21 protein-coding genes are annotated in these 20,141 nt (G+C 67.3%); 14 read left to right on the forward strand and 7 right to left on the reverse strand.

All coding sequences use genetic code 11. From position 1 onward, the window contains the following. The 4 genes from ACCC94_RS16380 to ACCC94_RS16395 form a co-directional block, all read left to right on the forward strand. Positions 1-559, forward strand: a 559-nt coding sequence (locus tag ACCC94_RS16380; RefSeq protein WP_413350532.1) for an FAD-binding protein, incomplete at its 5' end; no start/stop codon positions are given. A 98-nt stretch (positions 560-657) separates the two neighbouring features. Next, a complete protein-coding gene (locus ACCC94_RS16385) occupies positions 658-1,434 on the forward strand; it encodes an electron transfer flavoprotein subunit beta (RefSeq protein ID WP_413350533.1) in 777 nt (258 codons plus the stop codon). Between the two features lie 257 nt (positions 1,435-1,691). Then, positions 1,692-1,922, forward strand: coding sequence for a hypothetical protein (locus tag ACCC94_RS16390; protein WP_371231834.1), 231 nt, complete (start codon positions 1,692-1,694; stop codon positions 1,920-1,922). Next, positions 1,919-2,215: a cell division protein ZapA gene (locus ACCC94_RS16395; protein ID WP_413350534.1), complete on the forward strand. Its 297-nt coding sequence runs from the start codon at positions 1,919-1,921 to the stop codon at positions 2,213-2,215. The genes ACCC94_RS16390 and ACCC94_RS16395 overlap by 4 nt, the downstream gene beginning before the upstream one ends. A gap of 567 nt (positions 2,216-2,782) precedes the next feature. On the opposite strand, the gene ACCC94_RS16400 is transcribed toward ACCC94_RS16395, so the two are convergent. Further along, positions 2,783-4,207, reverse strand: coding sequence for an aspartate ammonia-lyase (locus ACCC94_RS16400; protein ID WP_413350535.1), 1,425 nt, complete (start codon positions 4,205-4,207; stop codon positions 2,783-2,785). A 211-nt stretch (positions 4,208-4,418) separates the two neighbouring features. Here ACCC94_RS16400 and ACCC94_RS16405 point away from each other — a divergent pair, with 211 nt between their 5' ends. From ACCC94_RS16405 to ACCC94_RS16420, 4 genes are all read left to right on the forward strand, one after another. Further along, complete coding sequence (locus ACCC94_RS16405; protein ID WP_184597678.1) at positions 4,419-5,333, forward strand: LysR substrate-binding domain-containing protein; 915 nt, start codon at positions 4,419-4,421, stop codon at positions 5,331-5,333. A 126-nt stretch (positions 5,334-5,459) separates the two neighbouring features. Next, positions 5,460-6,047, forward strand: a complete 588-nt coding sequence (locus ACCC94_RS16410; protein ID WP_413350536.1) for an RNA polymerase sigma factor — start codon at positions 5,460-5,462, stop codon at positions 6,045-6,047. Further along, on the forward strand, positions 6,044-7,048 hold the full coding sequence (locus ACCC94_RS16415) for a FecR family protein (RefSeq protein ID WP_413350537.1): 1,005 nt from the start codon (positions 6,044-6,046) through the stop codon (positions 7,046-7,048). Before ACCC94_RS16410 ends, ACCC94_RS16415 begins: the two co-directional genes overlap by 4 nt. 113 nt (positions 7,049-7,161) lie before the next feature. After that, positions 7,162-9,588 carry a TonB-dependent siderophore receptor gene (locus tag ACCC94_RS16420; protein WP_413350538.1) on the forward strand — a complete coding sequence of 809 codons (2,427 nt, stop codon included), beginning with the start codon at positions 7,162-7,164 and terminating at the stop codon, positions 9,586-9,588. Positions 9,589-9,828: 240 nt separating this feature from the next. Here the strand turns inward: ACCC94_RS16420 and adhP are convergent, their stop codons facing one another. Further along, complete coding sequence (gene adhP / locus ACCC94_RS16425) at positions 9,829-10,863, reverse strand: alcohol dehydrogenase AdhP (RefSeq protein WP_413350539.1); 1,035 nt, start codon at positions 10,861-10,863, stop codon at positions 9,829-9,831. Between the two features lie 318 nt (positions 10,864-11,181). Between adhP and purE the strand changes: the two genes are divergently transcribed. The 4 genes from purE to ACCC94_RS16445 all read left to right on the forward strand — a co-directional run bounded on the left by purE (position 11,182) and on the right by ACCC94_RS16445 (position 13,835). Beyond that, complete coding sequence (gene purE, locus ACCC94_RS16430; protein WP_017521570.1) at positions 11,182-11,673, forward strand: 5-(carboxyamino)imidazole ribonucleotide mutase; 492 nt, start codon at positions 11,182-11,184, stop codon at positions 11,671-11,673. Positions 11,674-11,681: 8 nt separating this feature from the next. Further along, a complete protein-coding gene (locus tag ACCC94_RS16435) occupies positions 11,682-12,767 on the forward strand; it encodes a 5-(carboxyamino)imidazole ribonucleotide synthase (protein WP_413350540.1) in 1,086 nt (361 codons plus the stop codon). Between the two features lie 194 nt (positions 12,768-12,961). After that, positions 12,962-13,207, forward strand: coding sequence for a GlsB/YeaQ/YmgE family stress response membrane protein (locus ACCC94_RS16440; RefSeq protein ID WP_017521572.1), 246 nt, complete (start codon positions 12,962-12,964; stop codon positions 13,205-13,207). Positions 13,208-13,292: 85 nt separating this feature from the next. Beyond that, a complete protein-coding gene (locus ACCC94_RS16445; protein WP_413350541.1) occupies positions 13,293-13,835 on the forward strand; it encodes a DUF3299 domain-containing protein in 543 nt (180 codons plus the stop codon). Between the two features lie 188 nt (positions 13,836-14,023). On the opposite strand, the gene ACCC94_RS16450 is transcribed toward ACCC94_RS16445, so the two are convergent. The 3 genes from ACCC94_RS16450 to ACCC94_RS16460 form a co-directional block, all read right to left on the reverse strand. Beyond that, the gene (locus tag ACCC94_RS16450; RefSeq protein WP_413350542.1) at positions 14,024-14,935 is read right to left on the reverse strand and encodes a D-hexose-6-phosphate mutarotase; all 912 of its coding nucleotides are present in this window, start codon (positions 14,933-14,935) and stop codon (positions 14,024-14,026) included. 82 nt (positions 14,936-15,017) lie between these two features. Next, entirely contained in the window at positions 15,018-15,698 is a 681-nt protein-coding gene (locus ACCC94_RS16455) for a GNAT family N-acetyltransferase (RefSeq protein ID WP_413350543.1), read from the reverse strand. Positions 15,699-15,710: 12 nt separating this feature from the next. Beyond that, complete coding sequence (locus tag ACCC94_RS16460; RefSeq protein WP_413350544.1) at positions 15,711-16,160, reverse strand: N-acetyltransferase family protein; 450 nt, start codon at positions 16,158-16,160, stop codon at positions 15,711-15,713. Positions 16,161-16,277: 117 nt separating this feature from the next. Here ACCC94_RS16460 and ACCC94_RS16465 point away from each other — a divergent pair, with 117 nt between their 5' ends. Both ACCC94_RS16465 and ACCC94_RS16470 read left to right on the forward strand, forming a co-directional pair. Then, positions 16,278-17,732: a PLP-dependent aminotransferase family protein gene (locus ACCC94_RS16465; protein ID WP_413350545.1), complete on the forward strand. Its 1,455-nt coding sequence runs from the start codon at positions 16,278-16,280 to the stop codon at positions 17,730-17,732. 292 nt (positions 17,733-18,024) lie between these two features. Beyond that, positions 18,025-19,236: a YeeE/YedE family protein gene (locus ACCC94_RS16470; RefSeq protein ID WP_413350546.1), complete on the forward strand. Its 1,212-nt coding sequence runs from the start codon at positions 18,025-18,027 to the stop codon at positions 19,234-19,236. Between the two features lies 1 nt (position 19,237). Here the strand turns inward: ACCC94_RS16470 and ACCC94_RS16475 are convergent, their stop codons facing one another. Together ACCC94_RS16475 and ACCC94_RS16480 are read right to left on the reverse strand one after the other, a co-directional pair. Then, entirely contained in the window at positions 19,238-19,408 is a 171-nt protein-coding gene (locus ACCC94_RS16475) for a hypothetical protein (protein ID WP_413350547.1), read from the reverse strand. Then, positions 19,401-19,961 (reverse strand): HdeD family acid-resistance protein, encoded by a 561-nt coding sequence (locus ACCC94_RS16480; RefSeq protein WP_413350548.1) that lies wholly within the window; start codon positions 19,959-19,961, stop codon positions 19,401-19,403. Before ACCC94_RS16480 ends, ACCC94_RS16475 begins: the two co-directional genes overlap by 8 nt. Positions 19,962-20,141: the final 180 nt, after the last annotated feature.

The raw sequence follows: 20,141 nt of genomic DNA on the forward strand, positions 1-20,141 counted from the left end.
GGACCTGCACCGCGAGCTGCCACGCCTGATCCTGGCCGCCGCCGAGTGCGCCGAGCCGGTCAGCGAGACCCGCCACGAAGCCCGCTTGGTTGAACTGGACTCCAGCGTCGCGCGCAACCTCCCGCGCATCGAGGACCTCGGCCCGGTGGCCGTCGACCCGGCGCAGATTCCCATGGCCGAGGCGGAGTTCATCCTCTCCGGCGGCAACGGCGTGAAGGACTGGGACCTGTTTCACCGCGCCGCTATTGCCCTCGGCGCCACCGAAGGCGCTTCCCGTGTGGCGGTGGACGACGGCCACATGCCGCGTGCCCGTCAGGTCGGCGCCACTGGTACTTGGGTCACCGCGCGGGTGTACCTCGCCGTCGGCATTTCCGGCGCGATCCAGCACCTGCAGGGCATCGGCTCCTGCGACAAGGTGGTGGCGATCAACATGGACCCGGGCTGCGACATGATCAAACGCGCCGACCTCTCGGTGATCGGCGACTCCACGGCGATCCTCAAGGCGCTGATGGCCCTGGCCGAAGCCCATCGCAACGGAGCGGCGCGCGATGCGGCCTGAATCCGGAATGCCCTTCGTAGGAGCGAGCTTGCTCGCGAACCTGCCAAGCCCAAAGCTTCGCGAGCAAGCTCGCTCCTACACCGCTTCCGAGGTGTCTGATGAATGACCTGAACATCGTCGCCCTGGTGTCCATCGGCGCCCACCCGGCCTCCGGCCGCGCGCGCCGCGCCGACCAGGATGCGCGCGCGGTGGAGCTGGGCTTGAGCCTCGCCGGCAAGCGCCTGCGCGTGGTGCATGCCGGCGACGCCGGGGAAGAAGCGCTGCGCGGCTATCTCGGCATGGGCCTGGACGAACTGGCCGTACTGGAGCAACCGGCAGGCGCCGACGCCTTGCCGGCGCTGGCGGCCTATCTCGGCGACAGCGACGCGCAACTGGTACTCACCGGCACCCAGGCGGAAACCGGCGAAGGCTCCGGCATGCTGCCCTTCCTGCTGGCCGAGCGCCTGGGCTGGCCGCTGGTGGTCGGCCTGGCGGAAGTGGAGAAGGTGGAAGGCGGCAGCGCCCAGGTGCTGCAGGCTCTGCCCCGTGGCCAGCGCCGCCGGCTGAAGGTGCGCCTGCCCTTCGTCGCCAGCGTCGACAATGCCGCGCCGGTGGCTCGCCAGAGTGCTTTCGGCCCAGCCCGCCGGGGCTACCTGGAAGCCCACGAGGTGGAAGTGGTGGATGATCCGCTGCTTGCCGAAGGCAACCTGCAACCGGCGCGCCCGCGGCCCAAGCGCCTGAAGGTGATCAAGGCGAAGACCGGCGCCGAACGCATGAAAGCCGCCACCGCCAAGGCTTCCGGCGGCACCGGGCAGGTGCTCAAGGACGTCACGCCCGAAGCGGGCGCCGAGGCGATCTTCAAGTTGCTGCGCGAAGAGGGCGTGATTCGCCTGTGATGACGGAGCGGTCGGACAGCGATCGCGGACGGAGTCCGCTCCCACGCAGGGAATTTACCGTAGGAGCGGACTTTGTCCGCGATTGTCCGGCCGAAAACGCCAAAGGCAACCGGAAATCATTGAAATAACACGAGAATCATCGCGTAAGCTATTGAATTGACAGCATACGGCTTGTCAGAAGATCGCCGTTTCCGCTGGCCCCGCCGCGCCCCTTTCTTTATCCTCCGCACCCTTTGAAAGGCTTTGCGGAGGCTCCCATGCTCGATTCCACCCTCGAACAACTTGAACAGCTGGTCGCCGAACTGCTGCAGCAGAACGAAGTGCTGGTGCAGGACAACGCCGCCGTGCGTGAAGAACTGCTCAAGGTCCGTGAGGAAAACGACAGCCTGCAGCTGTCCCTGATGGAACAGGAAGAGAAGCACAACGCCACTGCCACCCGCCTGCAGGCGCTGATCCGCCGCGTCAGCGACAGCCGCGCCCACGCATGAGTGGCGACGGCGTCCGCGTCCTGCGCATCCTCGGGCGCGAGTACAGCGTCCGGGCGCCGGCCGGAGAAGAGCGCCGGCTGCAGGACGCGGCCGCGCTGTTGCAGGCGGAGATCACCGCCAGCAAGAAGAAATTCCCCTACGTCACCAGCAATGAGCTGATGGTGCTTTCCGCGCTCAACCTCTGCGCCCGCCAGCTCGGCGCGCAGGGCGAGGAGTGCGACGAGGCGGACGCCGTGCAGCGTATCGCCGCTCTCAATCGGCGGATTCTCGATCACCTGCAACGCCAGGACTGATTCCCGCGCGTCTCTGCTTTTCGTAGGAGCGAGGGGGACGCGTTCGTTATTGCTCGCGAACCGAATCCTGCACCGGCCCACCGGGTGAGATCGTGTTCGCGAGCAAGCTCGCTCCTACAGGCCACTTCCTGCATGACCGCCCTACGTCGCTGCTCTTGCACCAGATAAATACGCGCCAGCGCTTTGCCCTCACCCCAGCCCTCTCCCTCAGGGAGAGGGGGCAGATTGTGCCGGCTGACATCACGGCTCCATCCTGCACCGAACGGTCCCCTCTCCCCCTGGGAGAGGGTTAGGGTGAGGGCTGATCCGAGTCCGGAGCCATCCGTCCGCGATGCTTTTCGTCGTACCCGAATCGCAGGCAAAAAAAAGGGGACACCGGGGTAAGCGGTGTCCCTTCTAAAGGAGAGTGGGCCAAGAGGCCCCTCAACCGGTGAGACGTGGCGCTTCGGACAAGTCCGCCGCGCCGGGCATAAAAGAAGGGATCGGGGGTAACCAATCCCTGAAAGGTGAGGGAGGAATACTCCCCCTCAACCGGTGAGACGTGCCCGGCTCGCGCCGGGCGGGTGATCAGGCGCGCAGCGGAATCAGGCGCGGGGCGATCATGTTTTCCGGCAGCAGGATGTCGGCCAGGGTGGCTTCGTCCAGCAGCTGTTCCTCGCGAACCAGTTCCAGTACGCCGCGGCCGGTTTCCAGCGCGATCTTGGCGATGCGGGTGGAGTTCTCGTAGCCGATGTACGGGTTCAGCGCGGTAACCAGGCCGATGCTGTGCTCCACCAGTTGGTGGCAGCGCTCGACGTTGGCGGTGATGCCGGTGATGCAATGCTCGCGCAGCATGTCCATGGCGCGCTGGAGCAGGCGGATCGAGTCGAAGATCTTGTAGGCGATCAGCGGCTCCATCACGTTCAGCTGCAGCTGGCCGCCTTCGGCCGCGATGGTCAGCGCCAGGTCGTTGCCCATGATTTCGAAGGCGCACATGTTCACCGCCTCCGGGATCACCGGGTTGACCTTGCCCGGCATGATCGAGCTGCCCGGCTGGCGCGGCGGCAGGTTGATCTCGTTGATGCCGGTGCGCGGGCCGCTCGACAGCAGGCGCAGATCGTTGCAGATCTTCGACAGCTTGACCGCGGTGCGCTTGAGCATGCCGGAGAACAGCACGAAGGCGCCCATGTCGGAGGTGGCTTCGATCAGGTCGGCGGCTGGGACGACCGGCTGGCCGCTGATTTCAGCCAGGCGCTCGACAGCCAGCTTCTGGTAGCCGGGGTCGGCGTTGATGCCGGTGCCGATCGCGGTGCCGCCGAGGTTCACTTCGGTCAGCAGTTCCGGCGCCAGGCGACGCAGGCGGTCGAGGTCTTCGCCCAGGGTGGTGGCGAAGGCGTGGAATTCCTGGCCGAGGGTCATCGGCACCGCGTCCTGCAGCTGGGTACGGCCCATCTTCAGTACGCCGGCGAACTCGACGCCCTTGGCAGCGAAGGCCTGGATCAGGCTGTCGAGGCTGGCCAGCAGGGTGTCGTGGCCGAGCAGCAGGCCCAGGCGGATGGCGGTCGGGTAGGCGTCGTTGGTCGACTGCGCCATGTTCACGTCGTTGTTCGGGTGCAGGTGCTTGTACTCACCCTTGGCGTGGCCCATGGCTTCGAGCGCGATGTTCGCGATGACTTCGTTCGCGTTCATGTTGGTCGAGGTGCCGGCGCCGCCCTGGATCATGTCCACCACGAACTGGTCGTGGAAGTCGCCACGGATCAGACGGGCACAGGCTTCGCTGATGGCGGCGTGCTTGTCTGCCGGCAGGTGGCCGAGCTTGTGGTTGGCATCGGCTGCCGCCTGCTTGACCATCGCCAGGGCGACGACCAGTTTCGGGTAGTGCGACAGCGGCACGCCCGAGAGGCGGAAGTTGTTCACAGCGCGCAGGGTCTGGATGCCGTAGTAGGCGTCAGAAGGTACTTCGAGGGTGCCGAGGAGGTCTTTCTCGATGCGGAACGATGCAACAGGGGACATGACAGGGATTGTCTCAAAGGAACACGGCCAGTGCCGCGATGCCCGGTAGACTAAGGATTTCGCCTTTCGTCGGCCAATGCTGTTAAAGGCTGTCTCATGCACGAACGGCATAATGTACCCTGTGACGAATTGATGACGGCGAGCGTATGACTGTGCTACGCGCGCCCGGCTCCTGACCAATCGATCAGCGTGTGACAGCGTTGGAGTTGACGTGAACCTCGAGACCAAATGGCTGGAAGACTTCAGCACCCTGGCCACTACCCGCAGTTTTTCCCAGGCCGCTGAAAAGCGCTTCGTCACCCAGCCCGCCTTCAGCCGGCGGATCCGCAGCCTGGAGGACGCCCTCGGCCTGACCCTGGTGAACCGCCAACGCACGCCCATCGAGCTGACCGAAGCCGGCCAGCTGTTCCTGGTCACCGCCCGCGCGGTGGTCGAGCAGCTCGGCCAGGTGGTGCGCCACCTGCACCACCTGGAAGGCGGGCAGGGCGAAGTGCTGCAGTTCGCCGCCGCGCACTCCCTGGCGCTGGGCTTCTTCCCGGCGTGGATCGCCCGCCTGCGCTCCGAGGGCCTGAACATCGCCAGCCGCCTGGTGGCGACCAACGTCGGCGAGGCGGTGCACCTGCTGCGCGAAGGCGGCTGCGACCTGATGATGGCCTTCTACGACCCGGACGCCGCGCTGCAGATGGACCCGGAAGTCTTCCCCTCGCTGCACCTGGGGCGCACCGAGATGCTGCCGGTGTGCGCGGTGAATTCCGCCGGCGTGCCGCTCTACGACCTCGACAGCGGCCAGAGCGTGCCGCTGCTGGCCTACAGCGCAGGTGCCTTCCTCGGTCGCGGGGTGAACCTGCTGCTGCGCCAGCGCAACCTGCGCTACACCACCGTCTATGAGACGGCGATGGCCGACAGCCTGAAGAGCATGGCCCTGCAGGGCATGGGCGTGGCCTGGGTGCCGCGCCTGAGCATGGAGTCGGAGCTGGCGCGCGGCGAACTGGCGCTGTGCGGCGGCCCGCACTGGATCGTCCCGCAGGAAATCCGCCTGTACCGCTGCGCCCTGGTGCGCAAGGCGCAGATCCGCCTGCTCTGGCGCAAGCTGGAAGGCGGCCTGGGGCTGGACGAGACGCCCTGATTCGCCCTGCGAGGCGGACGACCGGGGCTGGTTCGTTTATTTGATAAGCATTATCATTTGCGGCTTTCCAGGGTCTTCCCCTCGCGCCGGCTTCGGTGCGGACCGCTGGCGAGCCTGCATCCGAAGATGTCCCATTCCGACCGCCCGGCCGATTCCCCTGCCGCGGACGCCCCGGCATCCGCCGAGGCTTTGCCGCGCGAGGATTTCCTGCAGGTGTTCCTGTCCCAGCGCCCGCGCATGGAAGCCCTGGTGCAGCGCCGCGTCGGCTGCCGCGCCACGGCGGCGGACCTGGTGCAGGACCTGTTCCTGCGCTTCTGGAAGCGCCCGCAGGCGCCGGTGGAAGAGCTCGGCAGCTACCTGCTGCGTAGCGCGCGCAACCTCGCCATCGACCACCTGCGCGGCGAGGACTCGCGCGGCCGCACGCTGAGCGCCCTGCTGCCCGATGACGACGATGCCCAGCCTTCGCCGGAACAGGCAGTGCAGGCCGGCGCCGAACTGGACCTCATAGAAGACGCCCTGCGCCAGTTGCCCGAGCGCACCCGCCATATCTTCCTGCTCAGCCGCGTGCACGGCCGCACCTACGGCGAGATCGCCACGGCCATGGGGCTTTCCCAGAGCGCAGTGGAAAAACATATGATGCGCGCCCTTGATGCCTGCAAGGCGAGCCTGGAGCCCGCCGAGCCGGCTGTTCGCCGTGGAGCCGCCGACCGATGAAGCCTGAAATCGCCACCTCGCCCGAGGACGCCCAGCGTCAGGCGCGCCAGTGGCTGCTGCGCTTGCAGGATCGCGGCGGCGAAGCCTGGCTGGGCGCTTTCCAGGCCTGGCTGATGGCGGATCCCCGGCACGCCGGCGCCTATGCCGAAGTCGATGCGCTGTGGCGCGCCACTGCCGCACCGGCGCAACGGCTGGCAGCGGAGGAGGGCGATGCCCTGAACGCCTATCTGGCGCACATGGATCGCCCCGCTACCCGCCGTGCGCAACCCAATCACCGACGCTGGATCTATCCGCTGGCCAGCGCCGCCTGCCTGCTGCTGATGCTCTGGGCTGGCGGCTGGTGGTCGCCGGGCCACTGGCTCACCGATCTGTCTGCCGACTACGTCAGCGCGCCGGGTGAAGTGCGCGAGATCACCCTGGACGACGGCTCGCGCCTGACCCTGGATGCCGACAGCGCCATCGCCGTATCCCTGGAGGGCGAGCAACGCCGCGTCGACCTGTTGCGCGGCGCCGCCTCCTTTGCCGTGAAACATCTGCCCAAGCCCTTCGTGGTGCGCGCGGGTGAAGGCGAAGCGCGGGTGCTGGGTACCGAATTCGAAGTCCGCCGCCTGGGCGAGCAGACCCGCGTCACCGTCGCCGAAGGCCGCGTCTCGGTGCGTGGCAGCCATGCGGTCGGGGTGCCGGAAGTGGTGATTGGCGCCGGTGAGCGCGTCGGCATCGACGGCACGAAGCTGGGCGATGCGCAGCCCGCTGATGCCCAGGCCGCGCTGGCCTGGCGCCAGGGCTGGCTGACCTTCTACCGCGCACCGCTGGGCGAAGTGCTGGAGCGCCTGGGCACTTACTATCCGGGCCGCATCGTGCTGCTCGACCCGGAGCTGGCGCAGCGCCGGGTCAGCGGCAGTTTCCGCAGCGCCGACCCGCAGGCCGCGCTGGATTCGCTGCAGGCGGTGGTGGGCTTCCGCCAGCAGCCGCTGCTCGGGCGCTTCGTGCTGATTCGCTGAGCGCGAAAATATTTTCGAAAAAGGGGTGAGGTACCCAGGCGCCTGCTCCGTGTAGTGGTCATGAATGCGATTTATTCGCATGTGGAATCGACCTTTCGAGCAAGTGAGTCCCGATGACCCCGCTGCGCCGCGCTGTCCCCGAACTGTCCCTGAAACCGCTCGCCGCCCTCATGCTCGGTGCCGCGCTGGCCGCTGCACAGGCGCCGGCCGCATTGGCGGAGGCAACTGCCGCGAGTTCCGCGCTGCAGGCGAAATATGGCTTCACCATAGCCGCCCAGCCGCTGCCCCAGGCACTCAGCGAGTTCAGCCGGGTGACCGGCCTGAGCGTGGTCTACACCGATGACGCGCCTTACGAGCTGAAGGCTCCGGCGGTCTCCGGGCAGCTCAGCGCCAACGACGCGTTGAACCGCCTGCTCGCCGGTTCCGGCTACCGCTTCCGCGCCCTCGACGGCCGCACCCTGACCCTGGAACCCCTGCCTGCCGACACCCTGAGCCTGAGCGACACCACCGTCACCGGCCAGGCCGCAGCCACCAGCTACCAGCCGGCGCCGGTGGCCTCGATCGGCCGCACGGACACGCCGGTGCTGGAAACCCCACAGAGCATCGTCACCGTCCCGGCCCAGGCGCTGCGCGACCAGAAGCCGCGCAACCTCGACGACGCGCTGGGCAACATCAGTGGCGTGACCCAGGCCAACACCCTCGGCGGCACCCAGGATGCGGTGATGAAGCGCGGCTTCGGCGACAACCGCGACGGTTCGATCATGCGTGACGGACTGCCTTCGGTGCTGGGCCGCAACCTCACCGCCACCGCCGATCACGTAGAAGTCCTCAAGGGCCCGGCTTCGCTGCTCTATGGCATCCAGGACCCGGGTGGCGTGGTCAACGTGGTGAGCAGGAAGCCGCAGTTGCAGCAGTACAACGCCGTGACCCTGCGCGGCTCGACCTTCGCCCACGGCAAGCAGGGCAGCGGCGCGCAGGTCGACAGCAGCGGCGCGTTGGGTGAAAGCAACCTGGCCTACCGGCTGATCGTCGATCACCAGGACGAGAACTACTGGCGCAATTTCGGCCAGCAGCGCGAGACCCTGGTCGCGCCGTCGCTGGCCTGGTTCGGCGAGGACACCACGGTCAACCTCAGCTACGAGCACCGCGAGTTCAAGACGCCGTTCGACCGGGGCACCGCCATCGACCCGCGCACCAACAAGCCGCTGGATATCCCGCGTACCCGCCGACTCGACGAGCCGTTCAACATCACCGAAGGCCGCTCGGACCTGAGCCGCCTGGACATCGAGCACCGCCTCGACGACGCCTGGAAGGCGCACTTCGCCTACGGCTGGACCCGCGAAACCTACGACGACAACCAGGCGCGGATAACCAAGGTCAACAGCAACGGCACCGTCACCCGCCGCGTCGACGGCACCCACGGCGCGGTGAGCAGCGACAGCTTCGCCACCGCCAGCCTGAATGGCGACCTGCAACTGGGCGGCTTTCGCCACGAACTGGTGGTCGGCATCGACAGCGAGAAGCGCAAGATCTACCGCGCCGACCTGATCCGCGATACGAAGAACACCACCCTGAACTACCTCGATCCGGTCTATGGGCAGATTTCCCCCGCCACCCGTATCAGCCCGGCGGATAGCGACCAGACCGACAAGCTGCGCAGCGATTCGCTGTTTCTGCAGGACTCCTGGCACCTGGACGAGCACTGGATCCTGGTGGCCGGCGGGCGCTACCAGATGTACGACCAGTACGCCGGGCGCGGCCGGCCGTTCAAGGCCAACACCGACATCAGCGGGCAGAAGTGGGTGCCGCGCGCGGGCGTGGTCTACAAGGTCAACGACGAGGTCTCGCTGTACGGCAGCTACACCCAGTCATTCAAGCCCAACTCCACCATCGCGCCGCTCTCCACCGGCGAGGTGATCGACTCGGCGATCCAGCCTGAGCAGGCTTCGTCCTGGGAAATCGGCGGCAAACTCGACATCCCCGGCCGCGTCACCGCCAACCTGGCCTTCTTCGACATCCGCAAACGCAACGTGATGGTCACCCAGCTCGACGCCAATGGCGACAGCCGCGTGAGCACCGCCGGCAAGGTGCGCTCCTACGGCGCCGAGCTGGACGTCACCGGCCAACTGAGCGACAGCTGGAGCCTGCTGGGCAGTTACGCCTGGCTGGACGCCGAAGTGACCGAGGATCCTGAGCTGGAAGGCAATCGCCTACAGAACGTGGCGAAGGAAACCGCCTCGCTGACAGCCGTGTATGACGCCGGTTCGCTGCTCGGCGGCGACGACCTGCGCCTGGGCGGCGGTGCGCGGTACGTGGGCAAGCGCGCGGGCGACCCGGCCAATTCCTTCGAGCTGCCGTCCTACACCGTGGCCGATGCCTTCGCCAGCTACGACACCCAACTGGGCGGGCACAAGGTGGGCTTCCAGTTCAACGTGAAGAACCTGTTCGACCGCACCTATTACCCGTCGGCGGCGAACAACCTCTATGTGGCCGTGGGCGAGCCGCGGCAGTTCGAGTTTTCGACCACTGTGGAGTTCTGACGGTTAGGAGCGATTGACTTCATCTGAGATTCCGCGCCTGGGTTTCCCTCTCCCCCGCCCTCTCCCTGAAGGGAGAGGGAGCACATCGTGCCGGCTGACGCTACCGTTTCAGCCTGCACCGAACGGTCCCCTCTCCCTTCAGGGAGAGGGTTAGGGAGAGGGCGGCCCTCGTACAGTTTTTCAGATAGAAGCGAAGGATTTTTAATAGCGCCGGAGCGGAAAGCCTCCCCGCGTGGAACCTTACATCTCCACCACGATCCGCCCTTCGATCTGCCCGGCGCGCATGCGGTCGAGGATGGCGTTGATGTCATCCAGCTTGCCGGAGGCGACCGTCGCCTTCACCAGGCCTTCGCCGGCGAAGTCCAGGGCTTCCTGCAGATCGGCGCGGGTGCCGACGATGGAGCCGGTGATGTGCAGGCCCTTGAGCACCACGTCGAAGATCGGCGTGGGGAAGTCGCCCGGCGGCAGGCCGACCAGCGACACGGTTCCGCCGCGACGGGCCATGCCGATGCCCTGGCCGAAGGCGCTGTTGGACACCGCCGTGACCAGCACGCCGTGGGCGCCGCCGATATCGCGCTGCACCACCTCGACCGGGTCTTCCTTCTTCGCGTTGACGGTCAGGCTGGCGCCCAGCCGCCTGGCCAGCTCCAGCTTGGCGTCATCGACGTCCACCGCCACTACATGCAGGCCCATGGCCTTGGCGTACTGCACAGCCACGTGGCCGAGGCCGCCGATACCGGAGATCGCCACCCACTGGCCGGGGCGCGCGCCGGTTTCCTTCAGGCCCTTGTAGACGGTGACGCCCGCGCAGAGGATCGGGGCAATTTCGGTGAAGGCGACATTTTTCGGCAGGATGCCGACAAAGTTCGGGTCTGCCAGCACGTATTCGGCATAGCCGCCGTTCACCGAATAGCCGGTGTTCTGCTGGCTCTCGCAGAGGGTTTCCCAGCCGGTCAGGCAGTGCTCGCAACAGCCGCAGGCGGTGTACAGCCAGGGCACGCCGACGCGGTCGCCTTCCTTCACGCGGGTGACGCCGGCGCCGACCGCGGCGACGAAGCCGACGCCCTCATGGCCGGGGATGAAGGGCAGGCTCGGCTTCACCGGCCAGTCGCCTTCGGCGGCGTGCAGGTCTGTGTGGCAGACGCCGGAGGCCTCGATCTTCACCAGGATCTGCCCGGGGCCGGGCAGCGGGACTTTGACTTCCTCGATCCGCAGTGGCTCGCCAAAGGCGTGGACGACGGCGGCTTTCATGGTCGTGGGCAGGGTCGTGGACATTGCGCTCGCTCCTTGAAGGGTGAGGGACCCGCCCCATCCGGGCGGGTTCGTGTCAGACGAGTCTGAGCCTGTGAGCCTAGGCCATCTTGAGCTGAGGCAAGCTTTTCCGAAGTCGCCGTAGGCATTGTCGGTGCTGGAATGACGAAATCGGGACCAACGGTCATGCCCAGTGCACTGCGCCACGGTCTTTGCGGTATACTGCGCCGCCTTCAAGCCGGCACTGCCCGCCGGTTTGGCCACGTACAAGCCACGCCCTCACGGAGTCGTGGCTTGTTGGTTTCTGACGCGCCCAAGAGCGCACTTGAGAGAGGCACGACGATGAGCGCACTGGTTGGCGTGATCATGGGTTCCAAATCCGACTGGAGCACCCTGAGCCACACCGCAGACATGCTGGACAAGCTCGGCATTCCGTATGAAGTGAAGGTGGTTTCCGCCCACCGTACTCCGGACCTGCTGTTCCAGTACGCCGAGGAGGCCGATGGCCGCGGCATCGAAGTGATCATCGCCGGCGCCGGCGGCGCTGCCCACCTGCCGGGCATGTGCGCCGCCAAGACCCACCTGCCGGTCCTCGGCGTGCCGGTGCAGTCCTCCATGCTCTCGGGCGTCGACTCGCTGCTGTCCATCGTGCAGATGCCCGCGGGCGTCCCGGTCGCCACCCTGGCCATCGGCAAGGCCGGCGCCACCAACGCAGCGCTGCTGTCCGCCAGCATCCTGGGCGCCAAGTACCCCCAATACCACGAGGCGCTGAAGCAGTTTCGCGCCACCCAGACCGAGACGGTGCTGGACAATCCCGATCCGCGCGAGGCCTGAGTACGACCATGAAGATCGGTGTCATCGGTGGCGGCCAGCTGGGCCGCATGCTGTCCCTGGCGGGCACCCCGCTGGGCATGAACTTCGCCTTCCTCGACCCGGCGCCGGACGCCTGCGCGCAAGCCCTGGGCGAGCACATCCGTGCCGACTACGGCGACCAGGATCACCTGCGCCAGCTGGCCGATGAAGTCGACGTGGTGACTTTCGAGTTCGAGAGCGTGCCGGCCGAGACCGTGGCCTTCCTCTCGCAGTTCGTCCCGGTCTATCCGAACGCCGAGTCGCTGCGCATCGCCCGCGACCGCTGGTTCGAGAAGTCCATGTTCAAGGACCTGGGCATCCCGACCCCGGCCTTCGCCGACGTGCAGTCCCAGGCCGACCTCGACGCCGCGGTGGCCAGCATCGGCCTGCCTGCGGTGATGAAGACCCGCACCCTGGGCTACGACGGCAAGGGCCAGAAGGTCCTGCGCAAGGTCGAGGACGTCAGCGGCGCCTTCGCCGAACTGGGCAGCGTGCCCTGCATCCTCGAAGGCTTCGTGCCCTTCACCGGCGAAGTCTCGCTGGTGGCGGTGCGCGCCCGCGACGGCGAAACGCGCTTCTACCCGCTGGTGCACAACACCCATGAGAACGGCATCCTGCGTCTTTCCGTGGCGAGCACCGACCACCCGCTGCAGAAGCTGGCCGAAGACTACGTCGGCCGCGTGCTGGACAAGCTGCAGTACGTCGGCGTGCTGGCTTTTGAGTTCTTCGAAGTCGACGGCGGCCTGAAGGCCAACGAGATCGCCCCGCGCGTGCACAACTCCGGCCACTGGACCATCGAAGGTTCCGAGTGCAGCCAGTTCGAAAACCACGTGCGCGCCATCGCCGGCCTGCCGCTGGGCTCGACCGCGAAAGTGGGCGAGAGCGCCATGCTCAACTTCATCGGCGAAGTGCCGCCGGTGGCTGAGGTGTTGAACATCGCCGACTGCCACCTGCACCACTACGGCAAGGCCTTCAAGGCCGGGCGCAAGGTCGGCCACGCCACCCTGCGCAGCGCCGACCTGCCGACCCTGAAGGCGCGCATTGCCGAGGTCGAGGCGCTGATCGCCAAGGCCTGACGTTCAGCTGTACGAAAAAAGCCGCGTCAATCACTGACGCGGCTTTTTTCATGGGCGATCGGCGCAGTGCTGTAAGGCTCGCGAAACACGGGCAGTCGCTCTGGCGCGCGGCGAAACACGGAACGCTGGCGTTTCCTACACTGTCCCATGACAGGCGCGCACCCACCGCGCTCAACCCACAAGGAGGGACTGTCATGGGATTAATCGGAACCATCGTCATCGGCCTGATCGTCGGACTCATCGCACGCTTTCTGAAGCCTGGCGATGACAGCATGGGCTGGATCATGACCATCCTGATCGGCATCGGCGGCTCGTTGCTGGCCACCTACGGCGGCCAGGCACTGGGCATCTACGCGGCCGGCCAGGCAGCGGGCTTCATCGGCGCGGTGATCGGCGCCATCGTGCTGCTGGTCATTTACGGCCTGATCAAGAAGAATTGACGGTGATTTCCGCCCCTCTCCCGCCAAGGGGGAGGGCGCAGGAAGCCCTTACCGCCTGTGCCCGACCGGGCCCTTCGAGTCCACGATGCGCCGACCATTGCTCGCCTGCTGCCTGATACTGCTGTCTTCCCTGGCTTGCGCCGCCGAACTCCCCGAAACCGACTGGCTGTCCCTGATGCCGCCGAGCGACCGCAAGGCGCTGGAAGACATGCCGGAAATCACCCACAACGGCCCCGAGGCCAACGGCACCTTCACCAGCAAGGGCGGGCTGAAACAGTCCGACAGGAAGCTGCCGCAGGTGATGTATTCGACCAGGACCGTGGCTGCGCTGAATGGCAAGGCGCTGCGCCTGGGCGGCTACCCGGTGCCGCTGGAGAACGACGCCAAGGGCCGTGTCACCGAATTCTTCCTGGTGCCTTATCCGGGCGCCTGCATCCACGTTCCGCCGCCGCCGCCGAACCAGATCGTGCTGGTGCGCTATCCCAAGGGCATCCAGATCGACGACATCTACAACCCGATCTGGGTCAGCGGCACGCTGAAGGTGGAGAAGGTCAGCAATGACCTGGCCGACGCGGCCTACGCCATCGACGATGCCAAGGTGCGGCCGGTGGAGGAGAGCGATCTGTAACACCCCGTCTCGAACACTGCGTAGGAGCGGACTTGGCCCGCGATCCTTCGGCAGGACCGGCGCCGCATCAGGTTCGCGAGCAAGCTCGCTCCTACAGGCCGGCGCCGGTGCGCTTTCGTAGGAGCGAGCTTGCTCGCGAACCGCCCTGGCACCCCGCGGACGAAGTCCGCTCCGACGAAGAGCAAGCCTCAGCCCACCAGCGGCTCGCTCCAGATTTCCACGCTCATGGTCTCGCTGCGCCCCGGCGCCACGTTCATCACGTCGTCCCAGACCCGCGCGGTCTCGATACACAGCATGCCCTGCCAGGCATCGTCCTCGAATTGCGACAGGCGCGCGGCCTTGTCGATCCATGGGTTCCACACCACCGCCGAGCGCGAGCCGCTGGCCTGGATGTGGATGCCGCGCTCCCAGGCCGGGTCGCGGATCACCAGCGGCTTCTCCACGTCCAGGTAGATGCGGTCGGTTTCTCCGGCGATGCGCACGAGACCGTGCTGGTCGCGCAGCCCCCAGTTCTCCAGCGTCTCCACATAGCGGCAGCCCTGCAGCCCGTCGATGCTGGCCTGGCGCACGTCGCCCACGGCGAAATAGGTGTGCAGCGCCTGGCTGGCCGGCAGCGGCGCGTCGCCCAGGTTGTGGGTGGTCATTTCCAGGGTCAGGCGTTCGCCGAAGCGCATCACCAGCTCCAGCCGCGCCGAATGCGGCCAGCTGGGCAGGCCGTTGCGCGCGTCGAAGCTGAAGTGCACGGAGAGCCGGCCCTGCTCGTCGGCGATATCGTCCAGTTGCCAGTCCACCGCGCGCACCAGGCCGTGGGCCGGCGGCTTGTCGCCCTGGTAGGCGGTGCGGACTTCCACGGGGTTGCGCTCCAGATTGCCGAACCACGGCCAGCACACCGGCACGCCGCCGCGCAGGGACTGGCCCTGGCGGTATTCGGCAGTCTCGCTCAACCACACCAGCGGCGGCTGTTCGTGGGGCTGGTAGCTCAGCAGTTGCGCACCCTGCTGGGCGATCAGGGCTTCACCATGGGCGGTGTGGATGCGCCAGCAGGGCAGTTGGTCGATCTGCACCTGTTCCACGCGGGGTGTCTGGATGTCGCTGCTCATGGTGGTCTCCGGGACTGCGCTGCGAAAGTTTCAGTATCACCGATCCTTCGCGCGGCAGGCAGTTCCCGGAGAATGAAAAAGATCAGCCCTGGCGCAGGTCTTCGAGCCGTTCGCGCTGCCGGCCATCGGCGTCGAAATTGGCCTGGTCCAGCCAGCGCTCGAAGGCCTGCTGGCAGCGTGGCCATTCGCTGTCGATGATGGAGAACCAGGCGGTGTCGCGATTGCGGTCCTTGACCACCGTGGCCTGGCGGAAGGTGCCCTCGAAGACGAAGCCCAGGCGGGCGGCGGCGCGCATGGAGCGTGCGTTGAGCGCGTTGCACTTCCACTCCAGGCGCCGGTAGCGCATCTCGAAGGCCCAGCGGGCCAGCAGGTAGACCGCCTCGGTGGAGGCCGGCGAGCGCTGCATCACACGGCCATAGGCGATATGGCCGATCTCGATGCTGCCGTCCCTGGGGAAGATCCGCAGGTAGCTGAGCAGCCCGACGGCGCGGCCGCTCGCACGGTCGATCACGGCGAAGAACAGCGGGTCGTTGCTCGCCGCGTTGCCCGCCAGCCAGGCATCGAACGGCGCGCGCTCCGGGAAGGGGCCGTAGGGCAGGTAGTCCCACAGCACGGGATCGGAGTCCGGGCCTTGCAGCGCTTGCCACAGGTCATCGCCGTGGAGGGCGACGTCCAGTGGCACGAGGTTGATGGTGCGGCCGGTCAGGGTGCGGCGTTGCGGGCTGGCAGCGGGGTGCCAGTTCAGCAGGGGTTGTTCGTTCATGGGCGCTCCGGCTCAGAGAATCTTGCGGTACTGGACGAATCCGGAGCGGTCGGCGATCCGGTCGTAGAGGAACATGGCGTCGGTGTTGCTCTCGTGGGTCAGCCAGTGCACCCGCGAGGCGCCGTTGGCGCGGGCGTCGGCGTACACGTGCTCGATCAGCGCCGCGCCGGTGCCGCCGCCGCGCTGGCCCTCGGCGACGAACAGGTCCTGCAGGTAGACGTAGTCACCCTGGGTCCAGCAGGAGCGGTGGTAGATGAAGTGCACCATGCCGATGGCCACGCCATCGCGCCAGGCGAGGGCGGCGTACATCGGCTCGGCCGTGTCGAGGAAGCGCTGCCAGGTAACGGCCGTGGTGGCCTCGTCGATGCTGGTCTTGTAGAAGCGCTGGTAGCCCTGCCAGAGCGGCAGCCAGGCGGCGTGATCAGCAGCGCTGATCGGGCGTATCTCGACGGCGGAAGACATGCTGAGGACCTTGTGTGCGTTGGAATGTCTCCAGCCTAGGTCGGGAATTGGTTCTGCTAAAGAGCCATTCATGGTGAAATCAAAGGAACCATTGTCGCCGTCCTGGAAACCGCCGCCATGAGCGTCCCGTTGCCCTTCAACCCGTCCGGTATCTGCCTCGACCCTGCGCGCCCGCTCGGGCTGCAGCTGTTCCAGGCGTTGCGCGAGCGCATCCTCGACGGGCGCCTGGCGGCCCGCTCGCGGCTGCCGGCCAGCCGCGACCTGGCGGCGTCGCTGAATGTGTCCCGCAATACCGTGGTGCGCGCCTATGAGCAGCTCTACGCGGAGGGCTACATCGAGGGCCGCACGGGTGATGGCACCTACGTGGCGGAGCGCGTCCAGCCTTCGGTCGATACGCTACGCGGCGAAGCGCGCAGCCCGGACGCGCCGTCCCTGGAGCGCCTCGCCCGGCACCACCTGCCGCTGCCGCCTACCGGCGCCCCACGGGCATTCCGCGTCGGCGTGCCGGCGTTCGACCTGTTCCCCTTCGATACCTGGGCGCGGCTGCAGGCGCGGTTCTGGCGCGACCCGCCGCTGGATTGCCTGGGTTACGGCGACCCGGCCGGCGAGCAGCGCCTGCGCGAGCTGGTCGCTGCCTACCTGCGTACGACCCGTGGCCTGCACTGCGATGCGGGCCAGGTCATCATCACCAGCGGCGCCCAGCAGGGCATCGCGCTGTGCGCCCAGGTGCTGCTCGCCGAGGGTGACGGCGCGGCCATCGAGAATCCCGGCTACCGCGCCGCCGGCCATGCGTTCGCCACGGCAGGGGCGCGGCTGCACGGCGTAACGGTGGATGCCGATGGCCTGTGTACGGCGCAGCTGGAACAGTTGCCGGATTGCCGGCTGGTCTATGTCACGCCCTCGCACCAGTATCCCACCGGCGTGACCCTGTCGCTGGCGCGGCGTCTTGAGCTGCTGGAATGGGCCGAGCGCAGCGGCGGCTGGATAGTCGAGGACGACTACGATGGCGAGTACCGCTACAGCGGTACGCCGCTGATGCCGCTGGCGGCGCTGGACCGCCACGACCGCGTGCTCTACGTCGGCACCTTCTGCAAGATCGCCTTCCCGGCGCTGCGCCTGGGTTACCTGGTCGTCCCGCCGGCGCTGGCGCAGGCCTTCGCCCGCCGCCGCGCGCTGGATGTGCGTCATTCCGAGGTCGGTACCCAGCGGGTGATGGCGGATTTCATCGGCGAAGGGCATTTCCAGCGGCATGTCCGCCGTATGCGTCGAGCCGCCCGTAGCCGCCGCGATGCGTTGCTGCGCGGCTGGCCGGAAGTCGCCGGCTGCGCACCGATGCCGGCGGTGGAAGCGGGGTTGCACCTGTGCGTGCGCGTCGACAGCCGCGAGCGTGAACTGGAGTTGGTACAACGCGCCTTGGCGGTTGGCGTGGAGGTGAATGCACTGAGCGATTACTGGCTGCCGGAGTCCGTCGAGCCTGCGGATCAGCGCGCCGGATTGGTGCTGGGCTTCGCGGCGGTGCCGGAGGCGCGGATCGCCGAGGCGTTGAAGGCGTTGCGCAAGGCCTGGAAATGAAGAGCCCCCTCTCCCTAACCCTCTCCCTGAAGGGAGAGGGGACTGTCCTCTGCAAGAGGGGCGTTCTGAGCTCGCCGGCAAGCGCCGTAGTTACAGCTAAACACCGAACGGCTCCCTCTCCCTTCAGGGAGAGGGCTGGGGAGAGGGAAAGGAACTCAACCCTGGTCGCAGAGGCGGGCCAAACGCCACGCCGCTTGTAACCCAAAGCTATTTCCTTAGCTGCCTTACGAAGTTGGCGTCAGACGCTACGCTCCCTAAAATGTCGCCCCTCTCGAAAACACCCGGAGTTGCCATGAGCCTGGCCCTGTCCACCGTCCCCGAGCGCAAGTCCACTACGCCCTGGGTCGCCTTCCTCCTGCTGCTGGCGGGAGCGTTGTTCCTCGCCCAGGTGGTGAGCGGCCGCCAGGCGCTGTTGTTCCTGGTCGGCGGCGCGCTGGGTCTGACGCTCTACCACGCGGCCTTCGGCTTCACCTCCGCCTGGCGCGTGTTCATCCGTGAACGCCGCGGCGCCGGTCTGCGCGCGCAGATGGTGATGCTGGCGCTGGCGGTGCTGCTGTTCTTCCCGGCGCTCGCCGCCGGCACGCTGTTCGGCGAGCCGGTGAAAGGACTGGTTTCGCCGGCCGGAACGTCGGTCGTCGTCGGCGCTTTCATCTTCGGTATCGGCATGCAGCTGGGTGGCGGCTGCGCCTCCGGCACGCTGTTCACCGTTGGCGGTGGCAACGCGCGAATGCTGGTGACCCTGCTGTTCTTCATCGTCGGCTCGGTGGTCGCCACTCACCACATCGGCTGGTGGTTTGCGCTGCCGTCGTTGCCGCCCACTTCCATCGTGCAGTCTCTCGGCCTGTTCCCCGCGCTGGTGCTGAGCCTTGCGCTGTTCGCCGCCATTGCCGCCGTCAGCGTGGTGCTGGAGCGGCGCCGACATGGCGTGCTGGAACTGATCGCCAGCAATGGCGAGAAGGGCATCGGTCGCTTCTTCCGTGGTCCCTGGCCGCTGGTGTGGGGCGCGGTGGCGCTGGCGCTGCTGAACTTCGCCACCCTGGCGCTGGCCGGCCGTCCGTGGGGCGTCACCTCGGCCTTTGCCCTGTGGGGCGCGAAGGCGGCGGAAAGCCTCGGCATCTCCGTGCACGACTGGGCCTTCTGGCAAGCCGAAGCCAACGCCAAGGCGCTGGCCGCTCCGGTGTGGCAGGACGTCACCAGCGTAATGGACTTCGGCATCATGATCGGCGCGCTGCTGGCCGCCGGCCTTGCCGGGCGCTTCGCTCCGAGCCTGAAGATTCCCGCGCGCTCGCTGATCGCGGCGGTGATTGGCGGCCTGCTGTTGGGCTACGGCGCGCGCCTGGCCTATGGCTGCAACATCGGCGCATATTTCAGCGGCATCGCTTCCGGCAGCCTGCACGGCTGGCTGTGGCTGGTGGCGGCGTTCTTCGGTAACGCGGTGGGCGTGCGCCTGCGCCCCATCTTCTTCCCCGCTGAACGCGTGGAAGCGCGCCTGACCGGCTGCTGAGTCAGGCCGGGCGGAGCGTTTCGCGCTCCGCCCAGTAGGTTTGCCGGTGGCCTCGGGCCTGGTAGTCCCGCGCCAGGGCTTCGGCCTCGGCGCGGGTCAGCTGGCGGCGCATGACGAAGCGGTTGCCGTTGTCGTCCAGGCGCAGCAGGCACCAGTCCCGCTGCTCAGGCATTGAAGGTCGAAGTCTTGCGCAGGCGCAGCGCGAGCAGGATAAGCAGCACGCCGAAGAACACCGAGTAGGCGCCGATCACCCAGGCCACGGCGAGCGCACCGGCTCCGGGATTGCCGATCATCAGCACGCCGAACAGCACCGACACCACGCCGGAAAGCCCCAGCCACCATTCGTTCTGCAGCGCCTTGCGCAGGCGGATCGCGGCGATGATCTGCAGTACGCCCATCACCAGCGCCCAGCCGGCGATCAACATCAGCAGGCCCAGCGCGGTGAGCTGCGGCCAGAGGAAGGCGACCAGCCCGGCGGCGATCCCCAGCAGCCCCACCAGCACCAGCGGCCACAAGGGCCGGCCGGATTCGCGCATCTGCGCGGCGGCGACCAGGGTGAACAGGCCGTCGACAAAGGCGTAGGCGCCGAAGAACAGCACCATCACGGTCAATACGATGCCCGGCCAGACCATGGCCAGGATACCGAACAGCAGGGCGGCGACGCCGCGCAGGGCGATCCATTTCCAGTGGCGGCCCAGGGCCTGCCAGAGCGGGTGTTGCGACATGGCGACGATCCTCGCGAGGGGTATGGCTGCAACCATAGCCCTGCCGGCTCGTCGGTGCTTGAGCGAGATCACGCCTGGCTCGTGAAGCGCGGGTACAAGGCTCGCAATGGGCAAAAGAAAGCCCGGCACGGAGCCGGGCTGAAGGGCCTGCCTGGGCAGGCGGGCGGCGTCGCCCGACGC

This window comes from Pseudomonas sp. Pseusp97, assembly GCF_047304025.1.
Lineage (GTDB): Bacteria > Pseudomonadota > Gammaproteobacteria > Pseudomonadales > Pseudomonadaceae > Pseudomonas.